Here is a 4,737-nt window from a genome sequence, read left to right as displayed (position 1 = left end):
GGGAATTTGGGTGGCCATCAGGGGTTAGCCGTTCTTCCAGCCTGCGACTACTCTGCGGTCTGCTGATCTGATCTGATCTGATCTGATCTGCGCTGCTTTGATTGGGCTGGATATGGAGCGTCGCGCTGGGATGACGCCGTTGGCACAAGCCGTGTGGCCCACCCTGGAGAAAGTGGCGGTGGATGGCCCCGTGGTGCCGATTGGCCGGGACCACGTTCCCCTGCCCGTCAACACACCGGCGGCAGCGCATGCCAGCAGCCTTCTGGCGATGCCAGCCGCGCACCTATCTGCCGTGATGGCATTCTGGTTTGCGGGCACGCACGAAAGCACAGCCGATGTGCAGATAGCGGCGAGTTCAAAGGCGTGGTGCGCATTTCCAGTCGTCGGCACTTGCTGCAACCCACGCTGTTGATGGTGAGCGAATCACACTGGCTGGCGCTGATGCGCGACCAGCGCCCGGCGGGCAAGGTGGCCGTGGCTCAAACACTTGATAACGGGCAGAACTGGGTTGATTTTCCTGATCTGGCACTGGACAATCCCGACGCTTCGGTGGCCGGGCTGGCCCTGGCACCGAAGCGAATAAATGGGGTCAGGCACTCATGGCACTACCTTAACGCCCCCACCGGCAGAAACTCCGTCATGCAGGCGAAATCTGGCATCCAGAATTGGCCTATTGATTGATTTTTTTCAAACTTTGGATTTCGGCTTTTCCCTAAGGTAGTGCCATGAAGGTCAGATTCCAATTAAATTTCCAAAGGCTGCGTGGCGTTTTGGGATTGCAGCATTCAGTTGACCAATTTGATCGCCGCCCGATTCAAAGTGAAATAAAACGTGGCACCTTCGTTCAATTTGCTTTCAGCCCAGACGCGGCCGCCGTGGCGTTCAATGACGCGCTTCACAGTCGCCAGCCCGATGCCGGTTCCAGCGAAATCCCCGGGCGAATGAAGGCGTTCGAAGGTGCCGAAAAGTTTGTGTGCGTAGGCCATGTCAAACCCGGCACCGTTGTCCTTGACAAAAAAGATGGTGTCGCCATCGGCTCCCAACTCGCTGCCCACATCAATCCGTGCCGCCGACTTCTTGGAACTGAATTTCCACGCGTTAGCCAGCAAGTTTTGCAAGACGGCCGACAGCAAGCGGGGGTCACCGTGCGCGCTCAGGCCGTCTTGAATATGCACCTGCGCCTGACGCTGCGGCTCCCGCTCGCGGTGGTCCTGTTCGATCAGCCGGGCGACTGCCGAAAGATCAACATTTTCTGACTTGAGCTGCTCGCGCGAAAGGTGCGCAAGGGTCAGCAAGCCCTCAATCAACTCGCCCATCTGCTCGACCCCAACACCGATTCGATCCAGGTAGTGCTTGCCCTTTTCGCTGATATTCTCTGCATCGATTTTCGCCAGCAACTGACTGAACCCGTGGATGGTATTCAGAGGCGAACGCAGGTCATGGGATACGGCATAAGCAAAAGACTCCAGTTCCTTGTTCGCCGCTACGAGCTGGGCGGTGCGCAACAGCACCCGTTCTTCGAGTTCGCTATTGAGGCTGAGAATTTCTTCCTGCTGTTGCCTGCGCTCCGTGATGTCGCGCTCCACAGCCACCCAATGGGTGTATCTGCCAGACTCGTCGGCGATGGGCGCAATATCTGTTTCCAGCCAGAGCTCCTTGCCGGCCTTGGTATAAATGACAATTTCCGCGCGCACAGGTTGCCACTTTTCCATGGCGGCGCGAATTCGGTCCAGCTCGGCATGCTGCGTTTTGGGTCCCCAGAGAAGCCTTGAGGTATTTCCGATGGCGTCCTCCCGGCTGTAGCCGGTGGAACGCTCGAAAGCATCGTTCACAAAAACAATTCGCGGGCCCGAGTCATCGAAAGGTTCAGCTTCCGTGATGACGACCATGTCGTTCAGGCGGGACACCGCCGTTTCAAGCAGTCGCAACTGCGCATGTTCCAGGCGTCTCTGGGTGATGTCCTGGAAGTAAACCGCGAGCCCCGCCTCTGTGGGATAAACGTGGATATCAAACCAGATCTTGAGCGGTGGATAAAAGGTCTCAAAGCGGGTCGTGCGTTGCTCTTCAACCGCTAAACGGTATTCGCGCTCCATGCGCGTGCCCACGGCCTCGGGGAATTCCTGCCACAGGGTTTTGCCCAGCACGTCCTTCCGGCGGCGCTTGAGCATGCGTTCTGCCTGACCGTTCAGGAAGGTGAACTTCCAGTCTTTGTCGATCAGGCAAAAACCGTCGGTGATGCTCTCCAGCGTGGTGCTGAGCTGCGTCTCCAGGGCAAGCGTGTGCGCTTCAGCCGCCTTCTGCTCCGAGATGTCCTGAAATGCACCTTGCATGCGGACAATTTGTCCTGCAGCATCACGCACCGCCTCGCCGATGGAACGCACCCAGATGCGCCGGCCCTTGGCGGTCATCTTGGGAAGCACAAATTCGTAAGGCGTGCCGTGTTGCGCGCAAGCCTCCACATGACGGATCACTATCTCCCGATGCTCCGGAAGAAAGTAGCCTATCCCCTCTTCAAGGGTCGGCTTATAACCTGGCGGGACGTCGTGAATAGCGCAGTTTTCATCCGACCAGGTCAGGGTGCGATCCGGCAGTTCAATCGTCCATCCACCCAGGCGCGCAACCCTGCCGGCTATCCGGTTCATGGAGAGATTTTTCTCCAGAAGCGCCGTGGCCTGTTTCAGGTCGTCAATATCGGTCAAAGTACCCAGCCATTGAGTGGTTTGGCCCGTCGCATCACATTGCGGGAGTGCACGGCCCAGCATCCAGCGATAGACGCCGTCTGCCCGACGCAGCCGGCATTCGATCTCACAGGCCTCGCCACTGCCCAACGCCTGCTGCCAAAGCCTGGAAGCCCGCAGGCTGTCATCGGGATGAATGAGACGGGTCCAGCCGTGGACCAGGCTCTCGTCCATGGACAAGCCTGTGTAGTCAAGCCACCTTTGATTGAAGTAGGTGTACGAGCCATCCGCTTGCATCATCCAGACGATCTGGGGCATCACGTCTGTCAGCAGACGAAACTGTGCTTCGCTCACGCGCTGAGCCTCATCCGGGAGCTTGCCTGTGCCGTGCCTGTCAGGGTTATCGGCTTGCCCTGGCCATTAACCATGGCCTCACCGAGCCCGGACAAGGAAATTCTCTGGTAGATCGCCTGCATAAGATAGCTCTTTCCTTTCATGACTCGCCTGCTGCGTCGCGCGAGAGCATTCTTGCGCAAACCAGGCGCTCGTGGACTCAACCGGCCAACGTAACGCTCGAAGCAAGTTTAGCGCGTGGTGCCTCAAAGGGCAGCATTTCGCGCGGCCTCGTAATGAGTTTCAACGAAATGGCATCAAGCTGATGGCGACGAATCCCGCCAACACCTGGCAAGCGGATCGTAAAACCCGCGATGCCGTTGTCCGTGATCTGGAAGTGATTGGCGAGGCATGCAACAACGTTGCAAAAAACCACCCTGCTTTTGCCTCGCAGCACTCGGAGGTGCCTTGGGGCTTCGCCTACGAAATGCGTAACGCACTTTCGAACGGCTATTTCACGGTATACCATGCCATCGTTTGGCAAACCATCCAGCAAGACCCAGCAAAGCTGAGAAGTCAAATTCCGGCCCTATCCTGACGACATTTTGCTATATTTTGTATAGCTGCTTGCGTATATTTTACGGGGACTGAGGCCAGTTTCTTCGTATGATCCATGCATGATGCCTGCCAAATTGCCACCTCTTTCACAGCCCGCACCATGTCCCAACTACGGTTAGTTATTTTGGTATCTCTGGCCATGCTGGCATTTGCTGGCAATTCGCTGCTATGCCGCATTGCGCTCAAACACACCAGCATCGACGCGGCCAGTTTCACCACCATGCGCATGCTGTCTGGTGCTTGCATGCTGTGGTTGGTAGTGCGGCTAAAAAGTGGCACTGGTTCAACAGCTCGCGCGGGTGAACGGAGTGGCGGCAACTGGCTGTCGGCCTGTGCGCTGTTTGTTTATGCCGCGGGCTTTTCTTTTGCCTATGTCAGCATGTCTGCGGCCACGGGAGCACTTTTGCTGTTTGGTTCGGTGCAGGCCACGATGATTGGCTATGGCGTATTCAAGGGCGAACGTATGCACAAGCTGCAGCTTGTCGGGTTTGCGCTCGCGTTGGCGGGGCTTGTGGCACTGATGCTGCCGGGGCTGGCTGCACCTACGTTGCTCAGCTCGCTGTCCATGTTGAGCGCGGGTGTAGCCTGGGGCATTTATTCGCTGCGCGGAAAAGGTGTTGGCGACCCTACCCAAGTGACGGCAGGCAACTTTATGCACGCGGTGCCTATGGCGCTGGTTTTGAGTTTGCTCATGTTCAAGCACCAGTCTTTGGACGGTTCCGGCCTCGGGCTTGCTGTCTTGTCGGGCGCACTGGCCTCTGGATTGGGTTATGCCATCTGGTACCGGGCGTTGCCCGCTATCAAAGCCACCCATGCGGCCACGGTGCAGTTGAGCGTGCCGGTGATTGCAGCGCTGGGCGGTGTCGTCTTCATCGGCGAAGCCGTCACCGTGCCCATGTTGCTGGCGTCGAGCGCCATTCTTGGCGGAATAGCGCTGGTGATTCTGGAAAAGAAATAAAGTTGGCTGATGGGCCGATTGTCCAATGGCTGGGTAGCTGGACAAAGATATCTCGGTCGCCGGGTTACTGGCAGGGCAGCCTGATTTGTCACGACGACCCATGCCTCTGCCAGCTTAACGACGTCTTATACCATTTAGCGTTCAATGAAT

At 57.3% G+C, this 4,737-nt stretch carries 5 protein-coding genes; 4 read left to right on the top strand and 1 reads right to left on the bottom strand.

All coding sequences use genetic code 11. The features are described from left to right. The first annotated feature begins 112 nt into the window (after positions 1–112). Together B3F77_RS03530 and B3F77_RS03525 are read left to right on the top strand one after the other, a co-directional pair. The gene (locus tag B3F77_RS03530; RefSeq protein WP_293603618.1) at positions 113–412 is read left to right on the top strand and encodes a hypothetical protein; all 300 of its coding nucleotides are present in this window, start codon (positions 113–115) and stop codon (positions 410–412) included. Beyond that, positions 364–681 (top strand): exo-alpha-sialidase, encoded by a 318-nt coding sequence (locus B3F77_RS03525; RefSeq protein WP_414702950.1) that lies wholly within the window; start codon positions 364–366, stop codon positions 679–681. The genes B3F77_RS03530 and B3F77_RS03525 overlap by 49 nt, the downstream gene beginning before the upstream one ends. A gap of 104 nt (positions 682–785) precedes the next feature. Here the strand turns inward: B3F77_RS03525 and B3F77_RS03520 are convergent, their stop codons facing one another. Continuing rightward, positions 786–3,032, bottom strand: coding sequence for a PAS domain-containing sensor histidine kinase (locus B3F77_RS03520; RefSeq protein WP_293603617.1), 2,247 nt, complete (start codon positions 3,030–3,032; stop codon positions 786–788). 304 nt (positions 3,033–3,336) lie between these two features. On the opposite strand from B3F77_RS03520, the gene B3F77_RS03515 reads away from it, so the two are divergent. Together B3F77_RS03515 and B3F77_RS03510 are read left to right on the top strand one after the other, a co-directional pair. Further along, a complete protein-coding gene (locus B3F77_RS03515) occupies positions 3,337–3,609 on the top strand; it encodes a DUF86 domain-containing protein (RefSeq protein ID WP_293603616.1) in 273 nt (90 codons plus the stop codon). A gap of 120 nt (positions 3,610–3,729) precedes the next feature. Next, on the top strand, positions 3,730–4,587 hold the full coding sequence (locus tag B3F77_RS03510) for a DMT family transporter (RefSeq protein ID WP_293603615.1): 858 nt from the start codon (positions 3,730–3,732) through the stop codon (positions 4,585–4,587). The last annotated feature ends 150 nt before the right edge of the window (positions 4,588–4,737 follow it).

The sequence above is a fragment of the Polaromonas sp. UBA4122 genome, from assembly GCA_002381615.1.
Taxonomy (GTDB): domain Bacteria; phylum Pseudomonadota; class Gammaproteobacteria; order Burkholderiales; family Burkholderiaceae_C; genus Polaromonas.
This window is presented reverse-complemented; position numbering and strand designations above follow the sequence as displayed.

Bases quoted from the DNA above. Each gene is read 5' to 3' on its own strand.
- B3F77_RS03530 (WP_293603618.1), top strand. From the start codon at position 113: ATGGAGCGTCGCGCTGGGATGACGCCGTTGGCACAAGCCGTGTGGCCC.
- B3F77_RS03510 (WP_293603615.1), top strand. From the start codon at position 3,730: ATGTCCCAACTACGGTTAGTTATTTTGGTATCTCTGGCCATGCTGGCA.
- B3F77_RS03515 (WP_293603616.1), top strand. From the start codon at position 3,337: ATGGCGACGAATCCCGCCAACACCTGGCAAGCGGATCGTAAAACCCGC.